Origin of the sequence: Massilia sp. CCM 8734 (assembly GCF_011682155.1) — a bacterium.
Classification (GTDB): Bacteria; Pseudomonadota; Gammaproteobacteria; order Burkholderiales; family Burkholderiaceae_D; genus Telluria_A; species Telluria_A rubra.
Window position 1 is genome coordinate 1 of record NZ_WHJI01000032.1, and the last position, 26,468, is coordinate 26,468.

A 26,468-nucleotide genomic window follows, 5' to 3' on the forward strand; every position below is an offset into this window, starting at 1 on the left:
GGTTAGCCGTTTCGTACTCGACGTGCGCGGTGTTGATGGTGATGCCGCGTGCTTTTTCTTCCGGTGCTGCATCGATCTGGTCGTATGCTTTTGCTTCGCCGCCGAATTTCTTCGACAGAACGGTTGCAATCGCTGCCGTCAGGGTGGTTTTACCGTGATCGACGTGACCGATGGTGCCCACGTTGACGTGCGGCTTGGTCCGTTCGAATTTACCTTTTGCCATTTTGATCTTCCTTTAAAGACTATTTTTACAATTTTTGTTTGTTGCCAGCGCGGCTTATGGCTGCGCCCGGCAAATCGATTATTCAGTTGAGGACAGAGCAAAGGCGGTGCACCCTGCTCTGTCCCGCAATCGCGTTGATCAGTTGAGGACAGGGCAACGGCGATGAACCCTGCCCTGTCCCGCAAAAGATCAAGCGTAATTACTTGGCCTTGGCCGTGATGATCGCATCGGTAACGTGCTTAGGCGCTTCCGAATAGTGCTTGAATTCCATCGTGTAGGTAGCACGGCCTTGCGTTGCGGAACGCAGCGAGGTCGAGTAACCGAACATTTCGGACAGTGGCACTTCGGCTTTGATGATCTTGCCGCCGCCGCCTGGAATCTCGTCCATGCCCTGCACCATACCGCGGCGGGACGACAGATCGCCCATCACGGTACCGGCGTAGTCTTCCGGCGTTTCCACTTCCACGGCCATCATTGGCTCGAGGATGACTGGCGATGCTTTACGGCAGCCATCTTTGAATGCCATCGAAGCGGCCATCTGGAACGCGTTTTCGTTCGAGTCCACATCGTGGTACGAACCGAAGAACAGCGTCACCTTGACGTCGACCACTGGATAACCAGCCATCACGCCGGCGTTGAGCGTACCGCGCACACCCTTTTCAACCGCAGGGATGTATTCGCGTGGAACGGTGCCGCCCTTGATCGCGTCGACGAATTCGAAACCTTTACCGGCTTCTTGCGGCTCGATCTTCAGGACAACGTGACCGTACTGACCACGACCGCCCGACTGCTTGACGAACTTGCCTTCGGATTCTTCGCACACCTTGCGGATCGTTTCGCGGTAAGCCACTTGTGGCTTGCCGACGGTCGCTTCGACGCCGAATTCGCGCTTCATGCGGTCAACGATAATTTCCAGGTGCAACTCGCCCATACCACCGATGATGGTCTGGCCCGATTCTTCATCGGTCTTGACGCGGAACGAAGGATCTTCCTGTGCCAGGCGGTTCAGCGCCAGGCCCATTTTTTCCTGGTCAGCCTTGGTTTTTGGCTCAACAGCTTGTTGAATCACCGGCTCAGGGAAGACCATTTTTTCCAGCGTGATGATCGACGATGGATCGCACAGGGTTTCGCCCGTGGTCGCGTCTTTCAGGCCGACCGCGGCGGCGATGTCGCCGGCGTGGACTTCCTTGATTTCTTCGCGCTGATTCGCGTGCATCTGCAAAATACGGCCAAGACGTTCTTTCTTGTTCTTGATCGGATTGTAGACGGTGTCGCCCGACTTGATCATGCCCGAGTAGACGCGGAAGAAGATCAGCTGGCCCACGAACGGGTCGGTCATGATCTTGAATGCCAGCGCCGAGAATTTCTCGGTATCTTCCGCTTTACGCGTGGTCGGCTGGTCATCTTCGTCCATGCCCTTGACTGGCGGGATGTCGACTGGCGATGGCAGGTATTCGATCACGCCGTCGAGCATGGCTTGCACGCCCTTGTTCTTGAACGCGGTGCCGCACATCATCGGGACGATTTCCGACGCGATGGTACGCTGGCGCAGGGCGGCCTTGATCTCTTCTTCCGACAGATCGCCTTCTTCCAGGTACTTGTTCATCAGTTCGTCGTTCGCTTCAGCAGCGGTTTCGACCAGCTTCAGACGCCACTCGGCAGCCTGCTCTTGCAGCTCAGCAGGAATGTCGCGGTAGTCGAACTTCATGCCCTGCGACGCGTCGTCCCAGTAGATGGCTTTCATCTTGACCAGATCGACCACGCCCTTGAAGTTGTCTTCGGCGCCGATGGGAATCTGCAGCGGAATCGGGTTCGCCTTCAGGCGCGCGCGCATCTGCTCGTAGACCTTGAAGAAGTTGGCGCCGGTACGGTCCATCTTGTTCACAAAAGCAAGACGTGGAACCTTGTACTTGTTAGCCTGGCGCCATACGGTTTCCGACTGTGGCTGAACACCGCCCACAGCGCAGTAAACCATGCAAGCACCGTCGAGTACGCGCATCGAGCGTTCAACTTCAATCGTGAAGTCAACGTGGCCCGGGGTGTCGATGATGTTGATGTGGTGCTCAGGGAAATTGTTAGCCATCCCTTTCCAGAAGCAGGTCGTTGCAGCCGAGGTAATCGTGATACCGCGTTCCTGCTCTTGCTCCATCCAGTCCATGGTGGCCGCGCCATCATGCACTTCGCCGATCTTGTGGTTCACGCCCGTGTAGAACAGGACGCGCTCGGTCGTGGTCGTCTTGCCAGCATCGATGTGAGCCGAGATACCGATATTGCGGTAGCGCTCAATGGGGGTCTTGCGTGCCATAATTATTCCTAAATCTTTTAATGGACAAAACCGAGCGGCATTTTGTGAACAAAATGAGCCCGGCCTCGAACAACAGATACATGGCCGCATCCTGGCTTGCACAAGCGTGCAAACCGGGACGTGGCCAATTGATTAGAAGCGGAAATGCGAGAACGCTTTGTTCGCTTCTGCCATGCGGTGAACTTCATCCCGCTTCTTCATAGCACCACCGCGCATTTCAGCGGCTTCCATCAATTCGCCACCGAGGCGTTGCGGCATGGATTTTTCGCTGCGCTTGTTTGCGGCTTCGCGCAACCAACGCATGGACAGCGCCATACGACGAACCGGACGAACTTCAACTGGCACCTGGTAGTTGGCGCCACCGACGCGGCGGGACTTAACCTCGACCATCGGCTTGGCATTGTTGATCGCGGTTGCAAACACTTCGAGCGGGTCTTTGCCGGACTTTTGCTTGATGTGCTCAAATGCACCGTAGATGATGTTTTCTGCGACCGATTTTTTACCGGACAACATCAGTACGTTGACGAATTTGGCGACATCTTGGTTACCGAACTTTGGATCTGGCAAGATTTCGCGCTTGGGTACTTCACGACGACGTGGCATATCAATTCCTTCCTATCTTCAGTTGAGCGCGCTGAGCGCACTCGCGGAGGCCATCATAGCCATCCACTTACTCGACCATTACGGTCGGTTCAACTCGTTAAACTTCTAGTGAAAGCGGGGCGAAAAATTACTTCTTGCCTGCTTTAGCGCGCTTCGTACCGTATTTCGAACGAGCTTGCTTACGGTCTTTAACGCCCTGGGTATCCAGTGCACCGCGAACCATGTGGTAACGCACACCCGGCAAATCTTTTACACGACCGCCGCGCAGCAGCACGACACTGTGTTCTTGCAGGTTGTGGCCTTCACCGCCGATGTACGAAATGACTTCGAAACCGTTGGTCAGGCGAACTTTGGCGACTTTACGCAGAGCCGAGTTTGGCTTCTTTGGAGTCGTTGTATACACACGGGTGCAAACACCACGTTTTTGCGGGCTGTTTTCCAGCGCCGGCGATTTGCTTTTCACGGTCAGAGCGACGCGTGGATTGCGAATCAGTTGATTGATGGTTGGCATCGTTATAAATCCAACAAAATTACAACATGAATAACCCGGACAAACTGTCCGGGGACTGAAACGGAGTCTCGAGCACTGCGCAGGGGAGGCACCGACAGCCGCCCTGCGAGGAGCGGCGCTGAATGCGTAAACAATGCGCAGAATAAAATCGAGAACTCGCGAGTATAGACGCGAAGTGACAGGCAGTCAAACAGTTTAACGCCCGGCAATGCAAAAAGGTGCGGGTGAGGGCCAGGCGTGAGGCCCGGATGGGGGCCAATCATGGGGCCGGGCCGGCCCCATGATTGGCCCGCCGCGCGATGCCTAGTTTACAGAGGCAGGCGCGAAGTAGGGTTTGAACGCTTCCTGCATCTCGGGCGAGAGCTGGTCGAAGTCGATCTTGCGCTTCTTGATGTCGGCACGCAAACGATCGCCGCCGCCGGCCGCCTGCACCAGCCGCGCGACCAGGTCGGCGGCAAGTTGTTGCAGCACCTCGTGAGGAATTTGCTTGGGGTCGCGCACAGCGAAGGTTTCCCGTGCCGGGTCGCCACTGCACTTGCCGTCTGCAACTTGATAGACGCCGCCCTCGTCCGGCTGGAAATACCGGCCTTGGCCACGTTGCGGATGACGCCGCTTGAAATACCCGTTCGCGAGGTAATACGTCGCCGTCGGCGATTTTGCGACGCCGAAAATCCATTGGCGCCCGGTCCAGGTCTCATTGTCGGCCATCTGCTCGCACAGGGCGCGGATCTCGTCAGGTACCGGATCGAGTTTCAGCCTGGCGACAGGCAGCCGCAGGCCCAGCATGGGATCGGCCACGAATGTGGGAGCATGGCGGCTCTCGGCGGCGCCCGCAACGGCGCTCAAAGCCGCGAAGACGACGGCTGCGCACAGGCGCTTAATAACGGTAGACGACATAGGCCGGTTTGTGTGTGCGGTATCCGGGGCCGGACCAGAAATCGGTTTGCACGAAATCTGAAATCCATTTGCTTCCGGAATACCCGGCCACATGCCCATTGACATTACCGTTGGTAAATGGTTGCATGACCATCACGTCGCCCTTGATAAACCGGAAGCTGCTCGGGTCCTTTACCTCGATTTCACGGAAGCCGATCTGAAGCAGAACCGGGCCATAGTTTTTTGCGGACGCGACGTTCGGCGTAACGAAGGCCCCACCAGCTTGCAGCGCTTTCCGTACATAAAGGGCGCACTTTGCATCGCCGAATCCCGGCAGTGCATTGTCCTTCAAGTGTTTTACAAATTTGTCCAAATCGATTGCCATAGCAGCCCTTCAGCGATGTTGTTGATTGCAAGATCCCCGGGGCCAGCCATGTTTCCGCCATTGCCGCCGCCAGGTGAACCGCCAAATAATATCATTATAATAAATGTTCATTCGACTATTAAAAAATGCGCATTCGCGATCACCTGATGCTGTCGCGCCCGGACCCGGCGCGCAATTGCTCGTCGCTGATCGCACTACCGGCTCGAATATTTGGCAATGAGAACTAAAAACCCCGGATAATGGCCGATTTCGCCGCCCCCACATTTCCCTGATGCGACACCTGCTGCGCCCCGCCCCGCTCTACCTGCTGCTGACCTACGCGGCGTTGTCGGCCATCCCCTTCTTTCCCATGCTGCTGGGCAAGCGACTTGAGCGCCCATGGCAGGTGCTCGGCATCGAAGCGGTGGCCTGGGTGGCGGTGTGGGCGCTGTTCAAGCGTCCCGCCTGGTTCCACTGGCTGCTGATTCCGGCCTTCCTGGCGCTGCCGACCGAGCTCTACCTGTTCAGTTTCTACGGACAGAGCATTTCCACCCACCACCTCGGCATCATCGCCGAAACCAGCCCCAAGGAAGCACTCGAGTTTCTCGGCAACACGGTGTGGCTGATGCTGGCCGTGATGGCCGCCGTCATCGCCTGGTGGGTCACCAGCTTCCAGGCGGCCCGCCGCACGCGCGAACTCGACTGGGACGACGGCTCGCGCCCGCTGAGCCTGGGCCTGCTGGCCATCGGCGCCGCCCTGTGGGCCTACGGCCACGAATTCGGTGTCGCCCCGCGCGCCGCCACAACGGCCGCCGTCAAAGCCTCCGCCAGCGCCGCCAAAGCCGCCTCGGGCGCCTACACCGGCTGGAAGTGGGGTCCCCTGCCGCACTGGGCCGCGCTGCCGCTCGAATTTGGCGCGTTCGCGCAAAGCTGGCCCTTCGGCATCACGGCGCGCGGCGTCGATTTCTACAAGGAACACAAGCACCTGGCCGAACTGGGCCAGCGCAACAGCCACTTCCGCTTCGGCGCGCGCCAGGGCGCGCCCGACACCGAGCCCGAAATCGTGGTGATGGTGATCGGCGAATCGTCGCGCTTCGACCGCTGGAGCCTGAATGGCTACGCGCGCGAGACCAATCCCCTGCTGGGCAAGGAAACCAACCTGGTCACCCTGCCCGACGTGATCACCTCGGTGTCGGCCACGCGCCTGTCGGTGCCGGTGATCGTCTCGCGCAAACCGGCAACCCAGAGCCTGAAGGACGGCTTCGCCGAAAAATCCTTCCTGACCGCCTACAGGGAAGCCGGCTTCAAGACCTGGTGGCTGTCGAACCAGATCTCGTTCGGCGAATTCGACACGCCGGTATCGGTGTTTGCCAGGGAAGCGGACGTGATCCAGTTCCTCAACCTGGGCGGCTTTACCAACAATTCGAACTTCGACGAGATTTTGTTCGATCCCCTGCGCCGCGCGATTGCCGACCCGGCCCCGAAAAAGCTGATCGTGCTGCACTCGCTGGGCAGCCACTGGAACTACAGCCAGCGCTATCCCAAGCAGTTCGACCGCTGGCAGCCATCGCTGTTCGGCATCGACAAACCGGTCTACAGCAACCCGGCGCTCAAGGCGCAGCTCAATAACAGCTACGACAGCAGCATCTTGTATACCGACTGGTTCCTGGCCAGCGTGATCGGACAACTCAAGGGATCGCAGCAGCGCAGCGCCATGCTGTACGTGTCCGACCATGGCCAGACGCTGTACGACAACAGCTGCAAGCAGGCCTTCCACGGCCACAATACCCAGTACGAATTCCACGTGCCGGCGCTGGTGTGGTATTCGGACCAGTACCAGGGGCGCTATCCAGCCAAGGTGGAACAACTGCGGCGCCACGGCAAGGCGCGCCTGGCGACCGAAAACATGTTCCACACCCTGCTCGACCTGGCCGACATCCGCTACGCCGACGAGCGCCTGGAATGGAGCTTCGTCAACCCCGGGTTCAAAGAGCACAAGCGCTACGTCGACAGCTATGGCTGGAGCGACTACGACAATTCCACCTTCAAAGGCGACTGCCGCGAAGTGATCGACAAGGGCACGCCGCTCAAACGCGACAAATAGAAAAGACCATGAGCAAATACGTAGAAACCGGCTTCAAGCTGCTGTTGTGGTACCTCGCCGCCACCTTCATCGCCACCCAACTGTGGCTGGTGCTCGAACCGCCGCACGCGCACGTTTCGGGCGGCCTGTTCATGGTGCTCTCGCCGCTCGGGCCTTTGGTATGGATCAAGGCGATCCTGGAAGGCCGCGCCTCGGCCGCGAACATCATCGCGTTGCTGATCGTGGCAGCGGCGCTGGCGCTGGGAACCTGGCATTCGCTGCGCAAGCGCGATCGTTAACGACAAGCGCCCCGTCAAACTGCCGATGCGGCAGTACCGGCCAGCACGCCATCGCAATCGCCCGGATGCGCCAGATAGCCATCGAGCCAGTCGAACACCCGCCCCGCCCTGTCTTCGATGGCGGAGCCAAAACCGCGCTGCGCCAGCAGGGCGATGCCGTTGGTGTGGGCCAGCACGCCCGGTTCCAGCACCAGCCGCCCGGCGCCGTCCAGGCGCACGCACAGGGGCGCGAGCCGCTGCGCCAGCAAGGACGCCAGCACCAGGTTGTGCGACGAGACCATCACCAGCCCCTTCGCCGCCAGCACGTCGAGCACCGCGGCGGCCGCCGACACCGATTCGAGGTGATTGGTGCCCCGGAAAATCTCGTCGATGATGCAGATGCCCGGATGCGGGCCGTCGGCCGCCGCCAGCAGTTCCTGCGCGCGCCGCAGTTCGGCCATGTACAGGCTCTCGCCGCCGAACAGCGAATCCTCGCTCTGCATGCTGGTGTAGACCGGCAGGTCGGGCACCCTGGCCTGCCGCGCATAGCAAAAGCCGAAGGCGCGCGCCGTCACCAGGTTCACGCCGACGGTGCGCAGCAAGGTGCTCTTGCCGATCCCGTTCTGGCCCGAGATGAAGGCCCCGCCCCCGGACAGGCTGACCGACAGCGCCTGCGCCTGCGGCAGCAAGGGATGCACGGTATCGTCCAGCGCCAGCGCCTGGTGCGCATGCCGTTCGGCCCAGCACAGCGCCGGCGCGGCCAGCAGATGGCGCGCCAGCGCGATATCGGCTTCCAGTTCGCCCACCCGCGCAAAGCAGGCGCGCAAAAAGTCCAGATGAGCGTGCACCAGGCGCACGCCCTTGTAGTAATGGTTCACGTTGTCGAGCATGAACCAGTCCAGGTAGGTGCGCGCGCCGGGCGTCATCATCACCATCGGCGGGCGCGAAAGCTGGCGATTGAGTTTGCCCGCCGCCGCCGCCGCCCCGGCGAACGGCAGCAGCAGCGCACCCGCATCGGCGCGCGCGCCCAGGATGCTGGCCGTGCGCAGCAGCATCTGCAGCGCATTCATCGAGCGATCCCATTCGTCCACCCGCTCGTAGTAGCGCATCTGGGTGCTCATTAATATGTAGGCCACCACGCCGGTGGCCAGCCACGCGGCCGGCGTGACGATGACGGCCGCGATCGACGCCAGCAGCAGGATCGGCAGCGGCCAGGTCTTGCCCACCCACCAGGGCGCGGCCGGCGCGGCGTCTTCGAACAGCAAGGTGGCGATCTCCTTGTCCGCATGGCGCAGCGAAGCGCAGTCGCGCTGCAGCGCGGCCAGGCGGGCCGGGTCGCGCATCAACTCGCGCACACGCTCGCCCACGGCGGCGCAGTCCTGCTCGCCCAGCCCTTCGCGCAGGCGCCGGTACAGCACCTGCTGGCCGAAGATGCTGACCTCACCCGACAACTGCGCACGGTAGGCATCGAGCAGCAGGTCCTTCCAGGTGGCGTCGTCGAGCGCGCCGCGCGCCGGGTCTGGACAGAGCCGGTGCAGCTGCGCCACGTCGCTGGCGGCAAAGCCGTAATCGAGCGGCTCCCTGTCTGGAATGACGAGCAGGACGCGCAAGGACTTCACGACACGGCGACACAGGGCGGACAACTTCGATACGAACGCGGACATACGGCCTTTCTGGGCTGCGGCGGCGCGGATTACGCAGCCTGGGTGCAAGGCAAGATGTGGATTAATTAACAAAATGCAAGTCTCGACTGTCCGGCGCGTGTCCATACACATGGTCCGGACAGCGCGGACAGTCGTACGCCAGCCAGGAAGTCCATATGAATCAATCACTTAAACACTGGCATGCTTCCTGCATTGATGAATAGACATTTACCCAACAGACAAGCACCATGATCCGAGACACCTCTTCCCAGGACGCCACCATCAGCGCGCCGCCGGCGCACAAGGCCAGGCGCCGCATCCTCGCCGCCGTGCTGGCGGCGACGGCCATTGGCGGCGCGGCGCTGCTGCTGTCGGCCTGGCGCGGCAGCGAGCACGCCGTCAGCGCGGCGCGCCTGCGCGTGGCCGAAGTCACGCGCGGCACGCTGGTGCGCGACGCCTCGGTCAACGGCCGCGTGGTGGCCGCCGTCAGTCCCACCCTGTACGCCACCGCGCCGGCCACGGTCACGCTCAAGGTGGCCGCCGGCGACACGGTCAAGAAAGGCCAGGTGCTGGCCCTGCTCGAATCGCCCGACCTGTCGGACGCGCTCAAACGCGAACAATCGAGCTACCAGCAGCTCGAAGCGGAAGTGGCGCGCCAGCGCATCCTGGCCAAGAAACAGAAACTGCTGGCCCAGCGCGAAGCCGACACCGCCGAAATCGACCGCCTGTCGGCCCAGCGCACGCTCGAGCGTTACGACAGCGTGGTCCAGGAAGGCATCATCGCCAAGATCGACTACCAGAAAGCCAAGGACGCGCTCAACTCGGCCGGTATCCGCGCGCGCCACGCCACGCAGGCGGCCACGCTCGAGGGCGACGACGTCGGCCTGGCGCTGCAAACCAAGGTGGCCGAACTCGATCGCCAGCGCCTGTCGATGGCCAACGCCCAGCGCCGCGTCGATGAACTGTCGGTGCGGGCGCCGGTCGATGGTTTTATCGGCACGCTGTCGGTGCAGAACCGCAGCGTGGTGGCGGCCAACGCGGCCCTCATGACCCTGGTCGACCTGTCGCGCCTCGAAGTCGAACTCGAGGTCCCGGAAACCTACGTCGACGACATGGGCCTGGGCATGAGCGCCGACATCGCGCTCGGCAACGCCAGCGCCAGCGGCAAGCTGTCGGCCCTCTCGCCCGAAGTGGTCAAGAACCAGGTACTGGCGCGGGTGCGTTTCGACGGCGCCCAGCCCAAGGGCCTGCGCCAGAGCCAGCGCGTCAGCGCACGCCTGCTGATCGAAGAAAAACGCGACGTCATCCTGCTCCCGCGCGGCCCCTTCGTCGAGAGCGAGGGCGGGCGCTTCGCCTATGTCGTGCAAGGCGACGTGGCCGTGCGCACCCCGATCAAGCTGGGCGCGACCAGCGTGTCCTCGGTCGAAATCCTGAGCGGCCTGAAACCGGGCGACAAGGTCGTCATCGCCGGCACCGACAGCTTCGCCAACGCCGCCCGCGTCACCATCAATCACTAACATTCCAACGAAAGGAAATTCCATGCTGCGCATGACCAATCTGAGCAAGGTGTACCGCACCCACATGATCGAAACGCACGCGCTGCGCGGCTTCGAAATCCACGTCCGCCAGGGCGAATTCGTCACCGTCACCGGCCCGTCCGGCTCGGGCAAGACCAGCTTCTTGAACATCGCCGGCCTGCTCGAAGAGTTCACCGATGGCGAATATGTGCTCGACGGCGTCAACGTCAAGGGCATGGACGACAACGCCCGCTCGCGCCTGCGCAACGAAAAACTGGGCTTCATCTTCCAGGGCTTCAACCTGATTCCCGATTTGTCCCTGTTCGACAATGTGGACGTGCCGCTGCGCTACCGCGGTTTTAACGCCGCCGAACGCAAGGAGCGCATCGAAGATGCCCTCTCCAAAGTCGGGCTGGCCTCGCGCATGAAGCACTATCCGGCCGAACTGTCGGGCGGCCAGCAACAGCGCGTGGCGATCGCGCGCGCGCTGGCCGGCTCGCCCAAGCTGCTGCTGGCCGATGAACCGACCGGCAATCTCGACACCCAAATGGCGCGCGGCGTGATGGAGCTGTTAGAGGAGATCAACTCCCAGGGAACCACCATTTTGATGGTCACCCACGACCCCGAGCTGGCGGTGCGCGCGCAGCGCAACGTCCACATCATCGACGGCCAGGTGTCCGACCTGGTACGCGCACCGTCCTCCCTGGCCGGCGCCAGGGCGTCCGGCCAGGCCGCATAAGGAGAACCCATGTTTTCGTATTACTTCATGTTGGGCGTGCGCAGCCTGCGCCGCAATCCGGCCCTGACCGCGCTGATGGTGCTGACCCTGGCCATCGGCGTGGCGGCCAGCGTCGCCACCCTGACGATTTTGCACGTCATGTCGAGCAATCCGATTCCGCAAAAAAGCGAGCGCCTGTTCGTCCCGAAAATCGACAACGGCCCGCTCAACGGCTTCAACCCGCAGGCCGAGGACCGCAGCGACCCGCAGTCGACCTACACCGACGCCATCAATTTCCTCAAGAGCGGCCAGGGAGAGCGGCGCGCGGTGCTGTACGGCGTGTCCGCGCCGCTCGAACCCGAGCGCAAGGACTTGCCGGTCATGGCGGTCAAGGGCATGGCCCTGACGCGCGATTTTTTCCCGATGATGGAGGTGCCCTTCCTGCACGGCCAGCCCTGGAGCGAAGCGGACGAACGCGCCGGCGCCGATGTGGTGGTACTGAGCCAGGCGCTGGCCGAAAAGCTGTTCGGCGCGGTCGACCCGGTCGGCAAGCGCATCCGCCTGCTGGAGGCGCAATTCCAGGTGGTCGGCGTGCTCAAGCCATGGCGCCCGGTGCCGAAGTTCTATAAATTGATTGGCGGCGGCGGCAGCTTCGGCGTGGAGGAAGAGATCATCATCCCCTTCGCCACCGCGCTGCGCCACGAGACGAGCCCGGAGGGCAGCGTCAGTTGCCGCGGACGCGCCGAACCGGGATGGCAAGGCTTCCTCGATTCGGAATGCACCTGGCTGCAGGTCTTCTTCGAGACCAAATCGGCGGCCGGACGCGCCGAACTGCAGGATTACCTGGACAACTACGCGGCCGAGCAGCGCAAGCTGGGACGCCTCAAGCGCAAGCAGCCGAACCGCCTCTTCGATGTCATGCAATGGCTCGAATTTCGCAAGGTGGTCGGCAACGACAGCCGCCTGTCGGCCTGGCTGGCGTTCGGCTTCCTGCTGCTTTGCCTGGTCAACACGGTCGGCCTGCTGCTGGCCAAATTCTCGGTACGCGCCTCCGAGGTCGGCATCCGGCGCGCGCTGGGCGCCTCGCGCAGGGAAATCTTCCGCCAGTTCCTGACCGAGACCGCGGTCATCGGCCTGGCCGGCGGCGTGCTCGGACTGGTGCTGGCCTTTGCCGCGCTGGCCCTGATCGGCATGCAATCGAAGGAGCTGAAGGTCGCCGCCCACATGGACTGGCAAATGCTTGGCCTGACGTTCCTGATGTCGCTCGCCGCGGCCATGCTGGCCGGCCTGCTGCCGACCTGGCGCGCCTGCCAGGTCACGCCCGCGATCCAACTCAAATCGCAGTAACATTCGAAAGACTACACATGGAAATCCGTCCCATCCTTTCCGCGCTCCTGCGCAGCAAGACCGGCGCCATCCTGGTGGCGCTGCAAGTGGCGATCAGCCTGGCGATCCTCACCAACGCACTGCACATCGTCAGCGTGCGCCAGGCGGTGGCCGCGCGTGCCAGCGGCATCGCCGACGAGAGCAGCGTCTTCCACATGCGCGTGCGCCACTTGGTCGAAGGCAGCCACCAGGAGCAACTGGCGCGCCAGCAGCTCGAGACGCAGGCCCTGCGCGCCATCGGCGGGGTGCTCTCGGCCGCTTTCGTCAACCAGGCGCCGATGTCGCAATCGGGCTGGTCGTCCAGCGTGGCGCCGTCGCGCAGCGCAGGCGACGACATTCCGCCCGCCGCCATGTACTACTCGAGCGATTCGCTGGTCAAGACCTGGGGGCTGGAACTGGCGCAAGGGCGCGACCTGAAGCCGGAAGATGTCGTCGACATCGATGGCAAGACCGCGCCCGACGACCTGTTCCCCAAGGCGGTACTGGTGACCAGGGCCCTGGCCGACAAACTGTGGCCAGGGAGCGGCAACGCGGTCGGCAAGACGCTTTACTTCGGCATCGGCGAGGAAGCCAATAGCGCGACCGTGGTCGGCGTCATCGCGACGCTGCAGACCCAGAGCGCCGAAGTGGCCGCGCGCGGCGGCTATGCGCTGATTGTCCCGATGCGCAAGACCTTCTCCAGCACCATGTACGCGGTACGGGCCCACGCCGGGCAGTTCGAGCGCGTCATGAAAGAAGCCGAAGCCGCGATGCGCGCCACTAATCAGGGCCGCGCGATCATCACCATGAAGAGCGTGGCCGAGGACCGCAAGGAACGCTATCGGGCCGACATGGCGCTGTCGTGGATGCTGATCGCGGTCAGCGTGCTGCTGCTGCTCATTACCGCCAGCGGCATCGTCGGCATGGCCAGCCTGTGGGTCACGCAGCGCCGCAAGCAGATCGGGGTACGACGCGCACTGGGGGCGCGCCGGGTCGATATACTGCGCTACTTCATCACCGAGAACTTCATGATCACCAGCGTTGGCGTGCTGTGCGGCGTGCTCGGATCGATCGCGCTCAACCAGCTGCTGGTCAGCAAACTGGAGATGGAAAGGCTGCCGCTGGCCTACCTGGTGGTGGGCGCGGGCGTGTTCTGGGTGCTCGGCGTAGCCGCCGTGTACGGGCCGGCCTGGCGCGCCGCCTCGATTTCGCCGGCCACGGCCACCCGCAGTGCCTGACGGCGATGGTATGCTAGCGGCCATGCCTACTGTATTGATCATCGACGACAACGCCGCCGTCGCCATCGCACTCGATGTCCTGTTTTCGCTGCACGACATCGGTGCGCTGCGCGCCGCCTCGCCCGAAGAAGGCCTGGCCATCCTGGACACTACCAGCGTGGACCTGGTCATCCAGGACATGAATTTTTCAGCCGACACCACCTCGGGCGAGGAAGGCACGGCGCTGTTTCGCGCCATCCGCCAGCGCCATCCCGACCTGCCGGTGATCCTCTTGACCGCCTGGACCCACCTGGACGCGGCGGTCGACCTGGTCAAGTCGGGCGCGGCCGACTATTTGTCCAAGCCCTGGAACGACAACCGCCTGATCGCCACGGTGAGCAACCTGATCGAACTGGGACAGGCCAACCGCTCCCTGCGCCAGCGCGTGCAGCAGGAGCGGCGCGTGCGGCGCGACCTGGAACAGGGCTTCGACCTGCGCGGCATGGTGTGGCAGGACGCCGCCACCGAACGCGTGTTGCACCTGGCCTGCCAGGTGGCGCGGGCCGACGTGCCGGTGCTGATCAGTGGTCCCAACGGCACCGGCAAGGAGCGCATCGCCGAGATCATCCAGGCCAATTCGCTGGTGGCCGGCGGCCCGTTCGTCGTGCTCAACTGCGGCGCGCTGCCGGCCGAACTGATCGAGGCCGAACTGTTCGGCGCCGAAGCGGGCGCCTACACCGGCGCCTCGCGCGCGCGCGAAGGCAAGTTCGAAGCGGCCGACGGCGGCACCCTGTTTTTGGATGAAATCGGCAACCTGCCGCTGGCCGGCCAGATGAAACTCCTGCGCGTGCTCGAGACCGGGCGCTTCGAGCGCCTTGGGTCGAACCGCGAACGCCAGGTCAAGGTACGCGTGATCAGCGCCACCAACGCCGACCTGGGTGCGATGATCCGCGCCGGCACCTTCCGCGAAGACCTGTTCTACCGCCTGAACGTGATCGAACTGCGCCTGCCGGCGCTGGCGGCGCGCCCGGCCGACATTCTGCCGTTGGCAAGCAGTTTCCTGGCGCGCGGCAAAAGCCTGCACCACTGCGCCCAGGCCGCGCTGCGGGCGCACGCCTGGCCCGGCAATGTGCGCGAACTCAAAAACGTGATGGCGCGCGCCAGCCTGCTGGCCGCCGGCGACATCATCAAGGCGACCGACCTGGGGCTGCCGCTGACGCTGGCCCCCGGCGTCGAGGTGGAACCGGACCGCGACGCCATCGTGCAGGCCATGGCGCGCACCAACGGCGTGGTGGCCCAGGCGGCGGCCGATCTTGGCCTGTCGCGCCAGGCGCTGTACCGCCGCATGGAACGCCTCGGGATCGCGCGCTAGCCGATGCGCCAGTCGCCGCGCTTGTCCCTGCGTTTTTCGCTCATCACGCGCTGCTCCATCCTGGTGGGCGCCCTGCTGGCGCTGGGCATCCTCATCGCGCTCGGGCTGGACCACCTGCTGCCGGGGCGTGTGCTGGTGGTGCTGGTCCTGTCGCTGGTGTGCGTGGCGCCGCTTGCGGCGATCGCCGTGCGCGCCCAGCTGCGGCCGATCCTGTCGCTGTTTCGCGCGCTCGAAGGCACCGTCACCAGCTACAAGGATGGCGACTTTTCCTTCAGCCTGCACTGGCCGCGCAACGACGAACTGGCCGACCTGGTGGCGGCCCACAACGCGCTCGGCAACGTCCTGCGCGAACAGCGCCTGGCGCTGGTGCAGCGCGAACTGCTGCTCGACACCATGGTCCAGAACACGCCGGTCGCAATGCTGCTGGTGGCCGACTCTCCCGGCGACGGCGCAGGGGCGATCGTCTACGCCAACCTGTCGGCGCGCCAGATGCTGGGCGACGGCCGCAAACTCGAAGGACTGCGCCTGTCCGGGATTCTCAGCCAGGCCTCGCCGGCGCTGGTGGACGCGCTGGCGCGTGGCGGGGACGGCTTGTTCACAGCCGGTGACGGCGAAGAGGAAGAGGTGTACCACCTGGCGCGCCGCAGCTTCAGCCTCAATGGCCGCAAGCACGAACTGCTGCTGCTGCGCCAGCTGACCCCCGAACTGCGGCGCCAGGAAGTGCAGACCTGGAAGAAGGTCATTCGCGTCATCAGCCACGAACTGAATAATTCGCTCGCTCCCCTCGCCTCGCTGGCCCACTCGGGCGCGGAACTGGTGCGGCGCGGCCAGACCGAGCGCCTGCCTCAGATCCTGGAAACCATCGAAGAACGCACGCGCCACCTGGAGAGCTTCATCCTCGGCTACGCGCGCTTCGCCAAGCTGCCCTCGCCGCGCATCGAAGAATGCCCATGGCCGGCTTTTGTCAGCCGGCTGGCCTCGCAGGTAGCGCTGACGGTGAGCGGCGCGCTGCCGGTCGAAGCGGCCCGCATCGACCCGGCCCAGATGGAGCAAGCCTTGCTCAACCTGCTCAAGAACGCCCACGAATCGGGTTCGCCAGCGGCCGATGTGACACTGCAGGTGCGCCAGGCGCACGGCACGCTGCGCATCGCGGTGATGGACCGCGGCCAGGGCATGAACGACGCGGTGCTGACCAATGCCCTGGTGCCGTTCTACTCCACCAAGCGCAGTGGCACCGGCCTGGGACTGGCGCTGGCGCGCGAAATCGCCGAAGCGCACGGCGGGCGCATCACGCTCGGCAACCGCGACGGCGGCGGCCTGATGGTGACCCTGATCCTGCCGGCCTAAGTACCCGCGCAGAAATAAGTGTGAGATTTTGGCGAACATAGCCGGATGCGATTGCCGTGCGCCCGACACGACGCAGTGGGAGCACTGCTAGTGGAGGGCAACGCCGCAGCGCGCCGGCTATGGAAGACAAAAATCACAGTTATTTATGGGCGGGTACTTAGGCCCTCGAATGGTAAGATCGGGTTCCCTTTTCTTCCCCGCCCGCGATGTCCGCCACCCCTGCTTCCACCCGCTTCGACGCACCCGGCCATCCGCCGGCCACCATTACCGAATTCAAAGGCGTGCGCTTCATGCACTTGGGCACCTCGTGGGTGCAGGGCGCCATGCGCCTGGCCAAGCCGGACAACATCGAGCTCGAATACGTGCAGATGATGATGATGTGGATGCTCTTCCTCGACCATCCGAAGCACATCGTCCAGCTGGGATTGGGCAGCGCCGCGCTGACCAAATTCAGTTACCAGCGTTTTCCGCAAGCGCGGGTGACGGTGGCCGAGCTCAATCCCAACGTGATCGACATCTGCCACGCCCATTTCGGCCTGCCGCCGAACGACGCACGGCTGGACGTGCGCCAGATGGATGCGATGGATTTCGTGCTGGACCCGGCCAACCACGGCAAGGTCGACGTGCTGCAGGTGGACTTGTACGACGAAGACGCGCGCGGCCCGGTGCTCGATTCGCCCGGGTTCTACCAGGCCTGCATGGATTGCCTGTCCGAGGACGGCATCATGACCACCAATGTCTTCGGCGACTTTGCCAACTACGACAAGAACCTGCAAAACATGGAGCTGGTGTTCGATGCGGTGGTATGGCTACCCGAAGTGCATGACGCGAACATCGTCGTGCTCGCGTTCAAGCGCGCGCCATCGATCGATTTTTCGGTGTTGCACGAACGCGCCGGGGCCATTAAAAAGAGCATGAACCTGCCGGCCAAGAACTGGGTGGCCGGTTTGAAAGGCTGGATGCAGGACCAACAGGAATAAGCATATAGCGTGGGCGCATAAGTGATGCGCGCGCGCGGGGTACGTAGTCGAGATTACAGCGTTTTGTGGATACAAGCACTAAATTTTGCTGCGGATTGCTGCCATTGCACGCATTTACAACACTCTCACATGACTCGTTGCGCGTCACAAAACTCGTCGGGTAGTATCGTTTTCACATTGGCTGGCCCCACGAGGGTGTGTCCAGTGAATTCCCTAAAAATGAAAACGAAAACGAGACATCTACATGACGAATACCCCAGGCAGCCCGCACCTTAAACGCACCTTGCTCGCATCGGCGCTCCTGCTCGCGCTGACAAGCACCTACGCGCAGCAGGGCGCCGCACCCGCCGCCCGCAGTGGCGAAGACAGCCCCGCTTCCGTCGTGATCCTCGGCTCGCGCTCGACCGCCAAGACCTCGCTCGATACCGCCGCCCCGGTTGGCCTGATCAACATCAAGGATATGCAGACCGCAGGTCCCCTGGAACTGGGCAAGCTGCTGCAAACGCTGGACCCCTCGTTCAACTTCACCTCGACCTTTATCAGCGACGGCACCGACATCATCCGCCCCGCCACCCTGCGCGGCCTCGGTCCCGACCAGTTGCTGGTGCTCGTAAATGGCAAACGCCGCCACCAGCAGGCGCTGGTCAATGTGCAGCAAACCATCGGACGCGGCTCGGCCGGCACCGACATCAACGCCATCCCGCTGTCGGCCATCCACCACATCGAAGTGCTGCGCGATGGCGCGGCCGCCCAATACGGTTCGGACGCAATCGCCGGCGTGATCAACATCGTCCTCAAGAAGCAGACCAACGAAACCCAAGTGAGCAGCAGCGTCGGCACCACCTCCGAAGGCGACGGCGACCTGATCTCCGGCAGCGCCAACACCGGCTTCAAGCTGGGCGAAAGCGGCTACCTGAACCTGTCGGTCGAAGGCCGCCGCCGCAACGAAACCAACCGCGCCGGCGTCGACTCCGAGCGCGTCAACCCGCCGCGCGTGACCCAGCGCATCGGCGACAGCCTGGCCAAAGACGCCTACCTGTGGTGGAACGCGGGCCTGCCGATCGACGACAGCAGCGAGTTCTACGCCTTCGGCGGCGTCTCCAAGCGTACCGGCGACTCGGCGGGCTTTTTCCGCTCGGCGGGCGACGGCCGCACCGTGCCGGCCGTGTACCCGAACGGCTTCCTGCCGAACATCATGACCACCGTGAAGGATGCCTCGTTCGCCGTCGGCTACAAACGCGACCTGGCCAACGACTGGAAGTTCGACGTGAGCGTGAACCACGGCCGCAGCCAGCTTGGTTTCCACGAACGTAACTCGATCAACGTCAGCTACTGGTACGAACCGAAACCGGGTGGCGGCATCTACGCCGAGTCGCCCTTCGAAGCCGACACCGGCACGCTCAAATTCAACCAGACCACCTTCAACGCCGATATCCGCGGCCCGCTCAAGTTCGGCGACCGTACGGTGCAGCTGGCGACCGGTTTCGAGTACCGCAGCGATAACTACGCGATCGAAGCGGGCGACCCGGTCTCGTACCAGTACGGCCGCACGAACAACCCCGCCATCAAGATCTTCGACCAGGTCGGCGGCATTGCGGCATCGGGCGCGCAAGGCTTCCCGGGCTACACGCCGGGCACCGAAGTGGACCAGGGCCGTCACAACATCGCCATGTACCTCGATGCGGAACACAACATCACCGAACAGCTGCTGGTGGCCGCCGCGGTGCGCTTCGAAAAATACTCGGACTTCGGTAACACCACCACCGGCAAATTGAGCATGCGCTACGATCCGACGCGCCAGTTCGGCATGCGCGGCAGCGTCTCGACCGGTTTCCGCGCACCGAGCGTGCAGCAGAAGTTCTACAGCTCAGTGTCGACCAACCTCAATTCGGCCGGCGTGCTGACCGAAACGCTGACCGCGCGCGAAGGCAGCACCGTCACGCGCGCCTTCGGCATCTCGCCGCTCAAGGAAGAAACCTCGAAGAGCGCCAGCATCGGCATGATCCTGCGCCCGATGCCGAACTTCTCGGTCACCGCCGACTTGTACCGCATCGACATCGACGACCGCATCGTCTTCTCGAGTAACATCGCGCCGGAATCGGGCAACTGCGTGCCGGCCTCCAAGTGCCCGATCAAGGCCATCCTCGATCCGCTCAAAGTCGGCCAGGCCCAGTTCTTCACCAACGCGATCGACACCACCACGGATGGCCTGGACATCGTAGCCGAGCACACCACCAAGTGGAGCGGCTCGACCCTGGTGCTGTCGGGCCAGATGGGTTTCAACAAGACCGAAGTCAAGAACCGCAAATCGCAGTCGCCGGTGCTGACCGGCGCCCAGCTGTTCGACGACGCCCAGGTGACCCTGATCGAACGCGGCCAGCCGCGCAAGAAGCACGTGATCGCCGCCGACTACACGACCGGCGCATGGAACGTGAACACCCGCGCCAACTACTACGGCCCGGTGCAGGGCCAGGGCTTTACGGCCCCGTTCATCCAGACCTGGGAAGCCAAATGGCTGGTCGACATGTCGCTGCGCTACTCGTTCACCAAGAAGCTCAGCGCCTCGTTCGGCGTGAACAACCTGTTCGACACCTACCCGACCGAGTGGGACAAGACGCGCGCCGCGCCGTTCCCGCAACTGGGTTTCACCCGTTGCTGGGAAACCTGCCCGATCGGCATCAACGGTCGCCAGATGTACGCCAAGGTTGACTGGGCTTTCTAAGCTGGTCCACCTTGCATGACAAGGCCACGCCGGCGACGGCGTGGCCTTTTTATGCCGGCACGTGAATCCGCGCCTTGATGTGCTTGAGGTTGACGATAATCGTAAACGTCATCACGACCAGCAGGGACCACGAACTCCACTTCCCGACATGCACCATCGACCATGCGCCGAGCTGGTTGGGGTACTTCCAGATGCCGAAGAAGGTGCTGATATTTTCGGCCAGCCAGATGAAAAAACCAATCAGCACGAAGGACAGCAGCAAGGGCATGCGGCGCTCGACATCGAGCGGCCGGAAGATCACCGAAGACCTCGCATACAGCCCGAGCGCGCACGCCGCCACATACCAGCGATAGTCGCCGATGTAGTGGTGCGTGAAAAAATTGATATAGATGAGGAGCGCGATCACCACCCCCATCCAGAACGGCGGATGGTGCTCGACCCGCAGGTCGAACAAGCGCCACGCCTGGATAATGTAGCTGCCGACGGCCGCGTACATGAATCCCGAGAACAGCGGCACGCCAAACAGCTTGGTGTAAGCGAAATCCGGATACGACCATGACTGGATCGCCCCGGACGTCTTGAACACTTCGAGCGCGAAGCCGACCACGTGGAACAGGGTGATCGCCTTGAGTTCATCGACCGTCTCCAGCCGCGACCAGATCATCGCTGCCTGGATCGCGAGGGCGACAACCAGCAGCGCGTCGTAGCGCGCAACGCCCCACAAACCCGTACGCGGCACCAGGAACACGGCCGCAAAAAACAGCCCCGCGAACAGGCAGGCGCGCGCTTCCTTGAGGCCGAAGTAGAGAAACTCCATCGCAAAGCGCGCAAGGCCGGTCAGTCCGGGCCGCGCCTGAAAACCCAGCAGATGCGCATCGACCGCGCTTGGGCGCAAGGAAAACAGCCGTGACAGGATGTGGGCGGCCATGCGGGCGAAACTCCAGGATGAAGGGGGGATGGGCGGATTGGCAACGGCATCTTACCCGAAGTTGCGAACTTGCCAAGCAGTCAGCGCCGCTCGCGCCACCACAGCAGCAGCAGCGCTGCCGCGAACAGCAGCGCGAACGGCCACGCCGGCAGCGGCGCCGTACCCGCCGCCACCGCAGCCGGCGTACGCGTCGCGTAACGCGCAGTAGCCTCGCGCCGCTGCGCCTTTTGCCACAGGGGCCAGTCGGCCTTCTCGTACACATACAGCTTGCCCGCGACGCTCGTGGCGCCCTGGGTTTCCATCGCCAGCCAGCCGGCCTTGCGCGGCCACACGGCCACGCAGGAGGCGTCGGCCTTGTCCGGGCGGCGCTGCCAGGCGAGCGTCTGTTTCAATTCAGGGAAGGTGACGTTGCCCTGCACCCCGAGCGCGCACACTTCCAGGCGCCGGCCGGGCAGCGGCATCTCTTGCGGATCGAGCCAGGCCACATCCTGCGCGCGCTCGACGCCGGCATGGTCGAGCACACCCTGCCACCACAGCGCAAGCGCCTGCGGTTCGCTGATGGCATAACGGTGCCAGTCGGCCACGCCAAGCCAGACGATGCGGCCTTTTTCCCACGGCCGCGTCCAGATCCGGTCGCCAGCCGCACGCCACGGGCTCAAGGCAGTCGAGTGATTGAGCGGGGCCGAGGCCAGCGCCAGCGGGACGCCGGACGGCCTGGCCTCGGCCTGCTCGCGCAGTTCGAGCTGCAGCGCGCGTGACCATACTTGCTTGTCCTCGGCGTTGGCCGCCAGGATCACCAGCGGCGTGCCCGCCGCCACCTGCGCCAGCAGCGCCGTGCGCGCAGCGTCACCAAGGCGTTCCACGTGGGCGGCATCGGCCACCAGCAAATTGGGCTGCGTGAGCGCCGCGCGCGCGTTCTCGCTACGGGTCACCGTTTTGCCCAGCACGACCTGCCAGTCGAGCGCCGCATGACTGTTGACCAGCAGTTCATTGAGCGCGCGCGCATCGAACGACGGCGCGCCAAATCGCCCCACCACTTGCAGCGGCACCGGGGCCGACACCGAAAACGGCACCGGTCCCTGCGCCATCACCTTGCCGCTGGCGTCGAGCATGCGGGCGCTGAGCACCAGCGTTTCGGCCACCGGCGGCAGCCAGTGCACCGTCAGGGCCGCGCCGTCGCCGGCGACATCCGCAATGACCTGCTTGTTCTCGGCCAGCAGTTGCAGGCGCCAGCTCGATGCCTGGCTGCGGCGCACGGTCAGCGCGAACATGCGTCCCAAGGTCAGCTCGCGCGGAAAATCGAGGTGCAGCACTTCGCTGGCCGGTGCTTCCCACAGCAAGGGCCGCGCCGGCAGGTCGCGCCACTGCGCGGCGGACAGGCCGTCGCCGCTGAGCCGCACGGCCGCAGCCTCATTCAGGTCGATCGCTTCGGCGTCGGAATCGATCGACAGCGTTCCACCCACCCCCGCCGGCAGCCTGAAGTCGCCGACCATCACGCCCAGCGCCGCCGCAGCGACGAGGATCAGCAAGGCGTCGATCCACTGGCGTCGCCACAGGTAGACCGCGGCGCTGCCGATGCCCATCAAGAAAATCAGGCCGGCAGCGATCATCGTGGGGATTCCTTGCGCAGCGCGCGCGTGAATGGGGTTTGCGGTGTGGCTTTGGCCTGTAACAGGACCGGGGCACGGGTGATGGCGCCACGCAGCCAGGCGCGCAGCACCGGGCGGCACGCGACGCAGCCGTCCGCCACATCCTGCACGGCGCGCTGCGCTTCGAGGCGCTGCTCGTCGCTGGCGATGCGCTCGCGAATCCACTCGTGCGCGCCACGGCTCCACAGGGCGGGCAAGGCGCCATCGCCATTGAGCGCTTCGATCAGGCGCCGCACCTCGTCGGGAATCGGCACGGCCGCCGTGGCCTGTTCGCGCCGGTAGCTTTTGGCGCCGACAACGTCGCCGGTCATGCGGATATCTTCCTTGAGCGGCGGCGGCACAAAGGCGGTCTTGTGCAGGTAGATGCGGTCGGCCTGCTGCAACTGCTTGATCGCTTCAAGCGCCTTGTGTTCGGGCGCCAGCGCGGTTTTCGGCACGATCGCGCGCAGGGCTTTTTCGGCGTCCCACATCGCGCTCAGGGCGCGCCGCAGGATCTTCTTGGTCGACTCGTCGAACAGGGTCGCGCTTTCAGCCTGGTCGTGCATGTGGCCGAATTCGGCGACCACGTCGTGTTTTTCATGATCGTCGTGATGCTCTTCGCCGCCGAACAAGGTCGACTCCTCACCGAGGAACTGGCCGTAGCGGCGCCGCAACTGGGCCTGGTCGTCGGCGATGGACTCGCTGCGCGCGCGCACGGTGGCCGGGTTCATGCCGGGCGTGGCTTTCAGGTCGGCTAGCAACTGCTCGGTGTCGATGATGATCTGGCGCTGGCTGCGCAGGTTCTCGGGCTTGACCAGCATCGGCTGGGCCGACGAGTCGTCGGTTTCTTCCACCGGCCCTGGCAGGCGCAGGGTGTAGGTGGGCGAGATGGTGGTGTGCGCTCGTTCGGCATTATCGGTCGCGCGTACAAAAAAATACAGTTCGTCGCCGGGCTCCATGCCCAATTCGGCCAGCGTCCATTGCTTGTGCCAGTTGCGCGTGCGCGGGTTGCTTGATTCCGGCAGCGGCAGTTCGCGGTCGCTGAAGCGGATACTCTCGCCGCTGCCGCGCGCCAGCGTCAGGTGCAAGGTGGCGCGCCGCACCTGGTAATCGTCATGCACCGCCAGCGTGATGGTGGCGCTGGCGGCGTCGGGCGCCAGCGTGTGAATCATCTCGCGCGGTGCGGACAAGGTGACTTCGGGCGCCTGGTCGGCAATCACGCGCAGCTTGTAGCGCGCGCCGCGCCAGCGCCAGAACACCGACTCGGTCGCACTCCAGCGCGCACATTCGCGGCCGATCTTGAGCGACTGGCCGTCGCTCAACTCAATCGGCGTATCGACCGGCTGCGGCGCGCGCAGGCACCATTCGACGACGCTATGCTCGGGCACCTGCAGCTCACGCGGTGCGCCCTCGGACCGCGCGACGCCGGTGTATTTGGGCGGCGTCACGCGCACGGTAATCTCGCTGGTCTGCTTCGCAATCAAAGCTTTGACTTCGCGCGGTGTGGGCGGTGCATCGCGCACCTGGCGCCACGCGAACAAGGCCAGTGCCGCGCACACGCTTAAAGCGACCCAGCGCGCATCGAACCGCACGCGTTCCCTGGCGATGGCCGCCAGCACGTCGTCGGTAAGCGCGGTGGCCAGGCGCGCCAGCAGGCGGCGGCGCTGCAGCTGGCCGATGGCGCTGGTGGCGCCGGCCAGCAGCGCGGTGCTGTCTTCCAGCGCGGGCACGGTGGCGTCGATCCAGCCGGTCCAGTCGCGCTGGACGCGTGCGCGCAGGCGCCGGCAATCCCATACCGCCCAGGCGCTCCACACCACGATGCCTGGGACCGAGAGCAGCAGCACCCACGGCAGGATCGCCGCGATCCACAGCGGCGCGCGCCGGCGCGTGGCGGCAAACTGCAGCTGGCCGAGAATGTCAGCGTCGGCTTGCATGGGCCAGTATCCGTTCCGTCGCAAAAAGGCCAAGCAGCACGAGCGTGAGCAGATAGCGCAAGGCGCCGCTGGCCTTCGCCGGCGTGGCCGTCGCTGTGGCGGCGATGACTTGCGGCGGCATCGTGTAGGGCAGCGGCGCGTAGTGCAGATGCTGCCAGGTTTCGAACAGGCGGCGCGCCGCATCCGGCCCGGCGGGCGGCCATGCGCCGGAGGCCCAGACACGACCGCGCGCGCTGCCGGCGAAGCGAATGCCGTCGACCTGCGCCGCTTTTCCCAGTTCCGGGAACGAGGTCGTGTCACCAGCCCACCAGAGCGGCGCGCGCAGTCCTGCGGGCGGCGCTTGCGGCACATCCCAGATCACCAGTTCGGCAATGCCTTGCGGCGCCTCATCGACTTTGTAGCGGCGTGGGCCATCGAGCGCGGCGAACATGGCGCGCCACTGCGCCGCGCGCTTGCTGACGATGACCACGCGTTGTTCGGTCTGCGTGAACGCCGGCGCCTTGCTGCGCACCTCGATCTGGTGGCGCGAGCGTGGCGGCGCGGCCGGCATCGGCACGTTACCGAGTACCAGCAGGCGCGAATCGGAGCGCCATTCGCGGTCGTGGCGCGCCAGCCAGGCCAGCGGATCGCTGCCGGGCACCGCGATCCAGCTGGCGTCGTAAAAGCCGGCCTGCTTGATCTGGCGCTCGGCCCAGTCGCTGTCCGTACCGGCCGCAATGAGCACCGCGTCGCGCCGCCACGGCAGTACCAGGTCGGCCAGCCAGGCAAGTACCGCGATAATCAGCAGGCAGCGCGCGAGCAGCAGCAGGCGCTCGGTCCAGCGCCACACGCGCAGTTGCTGCGGATCGGTGCGCGGCAGGAAGCGCGCGGTGGCCAGCGGCTCCTGGCGGATGCGCTGGCGCCGCTGGCGATGCCACAACACCGGCAGCGCCAACAGGGCCAGTCCGAGCCACCACAAGGTATTCATGCGCGTGCACCCCGGCGCAGCCAGGTACGCAGCACGGCGGGCAGCGGCTCTTCGATGCAGGCGGCCAGCACCGGCAGGTCGTTATGGCGGCATTGCGCCAGCATGCGCTCGACGTGCTCGTCGCGGTTCTTGCGATAGACGCCGACCGTATCGGCGGCGAAGCGGAACACGCCGTCGGCGTTCTCTGGATCGCGCCAGATGGTGTCGAGCGCAAAGCTGGCGTCGCACTCGGCGCGCGTTTGCAGGCACAGAAGGCGCACGTCGTGACGCATGCGGCGCAGGCGCAGCAGGGCTTCGGCCTGGCTTGAGGGCCAGTCCAGAAAATCGCTGGCGGCGAACACCAGGCCGGGCGAACGCACGAACGGCATGCTGGCGCGCAGGGTCTCGCTATCGGGCAGCGCGCCGCCGGCTTCGATGCGCTGCAATTGCGCCAGCACGCGCTGCATCTGGCGCGGACCGCGCGCGGCGGGCGTGAACTGCACGCGCTCCCCGCTGCAAATGACCAACCCAAAGGCGTCGCCCTGGCGCTGGGCGATGGCGGCTATACAGGCCAGCACGGTGCGCGCGTACCAGAGTTTATCCAGTCCCGATACACCGCTGCGGCTCGGTTCGGCCATCGATGCGGTGGCATCCAACCAGAGCCAGACCGCCACATGGCTGTCGCGCTCCGCTTCGCGCACGTAGTAACGGTCGGCGCGCGCCAGCAGCTTCCAGTCGATGCGGCGCCACTCGTCGCCCGGCGTATAGGCGCGGTATTCGGAAAATTCGACGCCGGCGCCGCGCTCGCGCCCCGCATGGATGCCGTGACCGAGCCCCGCCAGCACATGGCGGATGATCAGGTTCAGGTCATTGGTGTGCGCGAGCAGCGCGGACGTCGACAGCATGCG

Annotated in this window: 22 protein-coding genes; 10 read left to right on the forward strand and 12 right to left on the reverse strand. The window is 64.3% G+C overall.

The window, feature by feature from the left end; genetic code table 11:
• From F2P46_RS24685 to F2P46_RS24710, 6 genes are all read right to left on the reverse strand, one after another.
• A partial coding sequence (locus F2P46_RS24685) for a GTP-binding protein (protein ID WP_229505690.1) occupies window positions 1–223 on the reverse strand: 223 nt, incomplete at its 3' end.
• Window positions 224–422: 199 nt separating this feature from the next.
• Window positions 423–2,528 carry an elongation factor G gene (gene fusA / locus F2P46_RS24690; RefSeq protein WP_166895198.1) on the reverse strand — a complete coding sequence of 702 codons (2,106 nt, stop codon included), beginning with the start codon at window positions 2,526–2,528 and terminating at the stop codon, window positions 423–425.
• Between the two features lie 132 nt (window positions 2,529–2,660).
• On the reverse strand, window positions 2,661–3,131 hold the full coding sequence (rpsG, locus tag F2P46_RS24695) for a 30S ribosomal protein S7 (protein ID WP_054265804.1): 471 nt from the start codon (window positions 3,129–3,131) through the stop codon (window positions 2,661–2,663).
• Window positions 3,132–3,258: 127 nt separating this feature from the next.
• Entirely contained in the window at window positions 3,259–3,642 is a 384-nt protein-coding gene (gene rpsL, locus F2P46_RS24700; RefSeq protein WP_025603541.1) for a 30S ribosomal protein S12, read from the reverse strand.
• Between the two features lie 303 nt (window positions 3,643–3,945).
• A complete protein-coding gene (locus F2P46_RS24705) occupies window positions 3,946–4,539 on the reverse strand; it encodes a hypothetical protein (RefSeq protein ID WP_166895200.1) in 594 nt (197 codons plus the stop codon).
• Window positions 4,520–4,903 carry a hypothetical protein gene (locus F2P46_RS24710; RefSeq protein WP_166895202.1) on the reverse strand — a complete coding sequence of 128 codons (384 nt, stop codon included), beginning with the start codon at window positions 4,901–4,903 and terminating at the stop codon, window positions 4,520–4,522. The genes F2P46_RS24705 and F2P46_RS24710 overlap by 20 nt, the downstream gene beginning before the upstream one ends.
• Window positions 4,904–5,174: 271 nt before the next feature.
• Here F2P46_RS24710 and F2P46_RS24715 point away from each other — a divergent pair, with 271 nt between their 5' ends.
• Window positions 5,175–6,986, forward strand: a complete 1,812-nt coding sequence (locus F2P46_RS24715) for a phosphoethanolamine transferase (RefSeq protein ID WP_166895203.1) — start codon at window positions 5,175–5,177, stop codon at window positions 6,984–6,986.
• A gap of 8 nt (window positions 6,987–6,994) precedes the next feature.
• Complete coding sequence (locus tag F2P46_RS24720; RefSeq protein WP_166895205.1) at window positions 6,995–7,264, forward strand: hypothetical protein; 270 nt, start codon at window positions 6,995–6,997, stop codon at window positions 7,262–7,264.
• Between the two features lie 14 nt (window positions 7,265–7,278).
• Here the strand turns inward: F2P46_RS24720 and F2P46_RS24725 are convergent, their stop codons facing one another.
• The gene (locus tag F2P46_RS24725; RefSeq protein ID WP_229509450.1) at window positions 7,279–8,853 is read right to left on the reverse strand and encodes a hypothetical protein; all 1,575 of its coding nucleotides are present in this window, start codon (window positions 8,851–8,853) and stop codon (window positions 7,279–7,281) included.
• A gap of 281 nt (window positions 8,854–9,134) precedes the next feature.
• Here F2P46_RS24725 and F2P46_RS24730 point away from each other — a divergent pair, with 281 nt between their 5' ends.
• The 8 genes from F2P46_RS24730 (at window position 9,135) to F2P46_RS24765 (ending at window position 20,124) form a co-directional block, all read left to right on the forward strand.
• A complete protein-coding gene (locus tag F2P46_RS24730; protein ID WP_166895209.1) occupies window positions 9,135–10,403 on the forward strand; it encodes an efflux RND transporter periplasmic adaptor subunit in 1,269 nt (422 codons plus the stop codon).
• 22 nt (window positions 10,404–10,425) lie between these two features.
• Complete coding sequence (locus F2P46_RS24735; RefSeq protein ID WP_166895211.1) at window positions 10,426–11,142, forward strand: ABC transporter ATP-binding protein; 717 nt, start codon at window positions 10,426–10,428, stop codon at window positions 11,140–11,142.
• Window positions 11,143–11,151: 9 nt separating this feature from the next.
• Window positions 11,152–12,468 (forward strand): ABC transporter permease, encoded by a 1,317-nt coding sequence (locus F2P46_RS24740; protein WP_166895212.1) that lies wholly within the window; start codon window positions 11,152–11,154, stop codon window positions 12,466–12,468.
• 17 nt (window positions 12,469–12,485) lie between these two features.
• The gene (locus tag F2P46_RS24745; RefSeq protein ID WP_166895214.1) at window positions 12,486–13,724 is read left to right on the forward strand and encodes an FtsX-like permease family protein; all 1,239 of its coding nucleotides are present in this window, start codon (window positions 12,486–12,488) and stop codon (window positions 13,722–13,724) included.
• A gap of 22 nt (window positions 13,725–13,746) precedes the next feature.
• On the forward strand, window positions 13,747–15,075 hold the full coding sequence (locus F2P46_RS24750; RefSeq protein ID WP_166895216.1) for a sigma-54 dependent transcriptional regulator: 1,329 nt from the start codon (window positions 13,747–13,749) through the stop codon (window positions 15,073–15,075).
• 21 nt (window positions 15,076–15,096) lie between these two features.
• Window positions 15,097–16,422: a PAS domain-containing sensor histidine kinase gene (locus tag F2P46_RS24755; RefSeq protein ID WP_229509451.1), complete on the forward strand. Its 1,326-nt coding sequence runs from the start codon at window positions 15,097–15,099 to the stop codon at window positions 16,420–16,422.
• A 206-nt stretch (window positions 16,423–16,628) separates the two neighbouring features.
• The gene (locus F2P46_RS24760; RefSeq protein ID WP_166895220.1) at window positions 16,629–17,402 is read left to right on the forward strand and encodes a spermidine synthase; all 774 of its coding nucleotides are present in this window, start codon (window positions 16,629–16,631) and stop codon (window positions 17,400–17,402) included.
• A gap of 244 nt (window positions 17,403–17,646) precedes the next feature.
• Window positions 17,647–20,124, forward strand: coding sequence for a TonB-dependent receptor (locus F2P46_RS24765; protein ID WP_166895222.1), 2,478 nt, complete (start codon window positions 17,647–17,649; stop codon window positions 20,122–20,124).
• Between the two features lie 49 nt (window positions 20,125–20,173).
• Here F2P46_RS24765 and F2P46_RS24770 read toward each other — a convergent pair whose 3' ends face one another.
• The 5 genes from F2P46_RS24770 to F2P46_RS24790 all read right to left on the reverse strand — a co-directional run bounded on the left by F2P46_RS24770 (window position 20,174) and on the right by F2P46_RS24790 (window position 26,465).
• Window positions 20,174–20,941 (reverse strand): DUF817 domain-containing protein, encoded by a 768-nt coding sequence (locus F2P46_RS24770; protein ID WP_229477163.1) that lies wholly within the window; start codon window positions 20,939–20,941, stop codon window positions 20,174–20,176.
• A 191-nt stretch (window positions 20,942–21,132) separates the two neighbouring features.
• Window positions 21,133–22,662 (reverse strand): hypothetical protein, encoded by a 1,530-nt coding sequence (locus tag F2P46_RS24775; protein ID WP_166895224.1) that lies wholly within the window; start codon window positions 22,660–22,662, stop codon window positions 21,133–21,135.
• Window positions 22,659–24,614 carry a DUF4175 family protein gene (locus F2P46_RS24780; protein ID WP_166895226.1) on the reverse strand — a complete coding sequence of 652 codons (1,956 nt, stop codon included), beginning with the start codon at window positions 24,612–24,614 and terminating at the stop codon, window positions 22,659–22,661. The genes F2P46_RS24775 and F2P46_RS24780 overlap by 4 nt, the downstream gene beginning before the upstream one ends.
• Entirely contained in the window at window positions 24,598–25,581 is a 984-nt protein-coding gene (locus F2P46_RS24785) for a BatA domain-containing protein (protein WP_166895228.1), read from the reverse strand. The genes F2P46_RS24780 and F2P46_RS24785 overlap by 17 nt, the downstream gene beginning before the upstream one ends.
• Window positions 25,578–26,465 carry a DUF58 domain-containing protein gene (locus tag F2P46_RS24790; protein WP_166895230.1) on the reverse strand — a complete coding sequence of 296 codons (888 nt, stop codon included), beginning with the start codon at window positions 26,463–26,465 and terminating at the stop codon, window positions 25,578–25,580. Before F2P46_RS24790 ends, F2P46_RS24785 begins: the two co-directional genes overlap by 4 nt.
• Between the last annotated feature and the right edge of the window lie 3 nt (window positions 26,466–26,468).

What these genes read in the sequence shown, in the direction of transcription:
- F2P46_RS24730 (WP_166895209.1), top strand. Translation starts at nt 9,135, where the DNA reads ATGATCCGAGACACCTCTTCCCAGGACGCCACCATCAGCGCGCCGCCG.
- F2P46_RS24745 (WP_166895214.1), top strand. Translation starts at nt 12,486, where the DNA reads ATGGAAATCCGTCCCATCCTTTCCGCGCTCCTGCGCAGCAAGACCGGC.
- rpsL (WP_025603541.1), bottom strand. Translation starts at nt 3,642, where the DNA reads ATGCCAACCATCAATCAACTGATTCGCAATCCACGCGTCGCTCTGACC.
- F2P46_RS24715 (WP_166895203.1), top strand. Translation starts at nt 5,175, where the DNA reads ATGCGACACCTGCTGCGCCCCGCCCCGCTCTACCTGCTGCTGACCTAC.
- fusA (WP_166895198.1), bottom strand. Translation starts at nt 2,528, where the DNA reads ATGGCACGCAAGACCCCCATTGAGCGCTACCGCAATATCGGTATCTCG.
- rpsG (WP_054265804.1), bottom strand. Translation starts at nt 3,131, where the DNA reads ATGCCACGTCGTCGTGAAGTACCCAAGCGCGAAATCTTGCCAGATCCA.
- F2P46_RS24705 (WP_166895200.1), bottom strand. Translation starts at nt 4,539, where the DNA reads ATGTCGTCTACCGTTATTAAGCGCCTGTGCGCAGCCGTCGTCTTCGCG.
- F2P46_RS24735 (WP_166895211.1), top strand. Translation starts at nt 10,426, where the DNA reads ATGCTGCGCATGACCAATCTGAGCAAGGTGTACCGCACCCACATGATC.
- F2P46_RS24790 (WP_166895230.1), bottom strand. Translation starts at nt 26,465, where the DNA reads ATGCTGTCGACGTCCGCGCTGCTCGCGCACACCAATGACCTGAACCTG.
- F2P46_RS24770 (WP_229477163.1), bottom strand. Translation starts at nt 20,941, where the DNA reads ATGGAGTTTCTCTACTTCGGCCTCAAGGAAGCGCGCGCCTGCCTGTTC.
- F2P46_RS24785 (WP_166895228.1), bottom strand. Translation starts at nt 25,581, where the DNA reads ATGAATACCTTGTGGTGGCTCGGACTGGCCCTGTTGGCGCTGCCGGTG.
- F2P46_RS24720 (WP_166895205.1), top strand. Translation starts at nt 6,995, where the DNA reads ATGAGCAAATACGTAGAAACCGGCTTCAAGCTGCTGTTGTGGTACCTC.
- F2P46_RS24765 (WP_166895222.1), top strand. Translation starts at nt 17,647, where the DNA reads ATGACGAATACCCCAGGCAGCCCGCACCTTAAACGCACCTTGCTCGCA.
- F2P46_RS24775 (WP_166895224.1), bottom strand. Translation starts at nt 22,662, where the DNA reads ATGATCGCTGCCGGCCTGATTTTCTTGATGGGCATCGGCAGCGCCGCG.
- F2P46_RS24740 (WP_166895212.1), top strand. Translation starts at nt 11,152, where the DNA reads ATGTTTTCGTATTACTTCATGTTGGGCGTGCGCAGCCTGCGCCGCAAT.
- F2P46_RS24760 (WP_166895220.1), top strand. Translation starts at nt 16,629, where the DNA reads ATGTCCGCCACCCCTGCTTCCACCCGCTTCGACGCACCCGGCCATCCG.
- F2P46_RS24750 (WP_166895216.1), top strand. Translation starts at nt 13,747, where the DNA reads ATGCCTACTGTATTGATCATCGACGACAACGCCGCCGTCGCCATCGCA.
- F2P46_RS24780 (WP_166895226.1), bottom strand. Translation starts at nt 24,614, where the DNA reads ATGCAAGCCGACGCTGACATTCTCGGCCAGCTGCAGTTTGCCGCCACG.
- F2P46_RS24710 (WP_166895202.1), bottom strand. Translation starts at nt 4,903, where the DNA reads ATGGCAATCGATTTGGACAAATTTGTAAAACACTTGAAGGACAATGCA.